The following is a 352-nucleotide window of genomic DNA, read 5'->3' on the forward strand; positions in this document are numbered from 1 at the left end:
TAGGTTTTCGGCGGATCAGATTCTCACTGATCTTTTCGTTACTCATACCGGCATTCTCACTTGTATGCAGTCCAGCAGTCCTTCCGGTCTACCTTCAACCCGGCATACAACGCTCCCCTACCCCTGAATCGACTTCACTCCGCCTTCGAAGTGTGTTTATCCCCTGAGTGCATTTGGTCATCCTTCATTTCATAAGAAGTCTGACAAAAATGTTCATTCAGGTTCCACTACCTCAAAGAAGCAGTGAAGTCGATTCAAGCCATAGCTTCGGTGGTGTGTTTAGCCCCGTTACATTTTCGGCGCAGAGTCACTCGACCAGTGAGCTATTACGCACTCTTTAAATGGTGGCTGC

Annotated in this window: 1 rRNA gene; it reads right to left on the reverse strand. The window is 48.0% G+C overall.

Going from position 1 to position 352, the window contains the following annotated elements:
• Positions 1-352, reverse strand: a 23S ribosomal RNA gene (locus PV403_RS25375); the annotation flags it as partial.

It is taken from the genome of Paenibacillus sp. GYB006, assembly GCF_036577645.1.
Taxonomy (GTDB): Bacteria; Bacillota; Bacilli; order Paenibacillales; family Paenibacillaceae; genus Paenibacillus.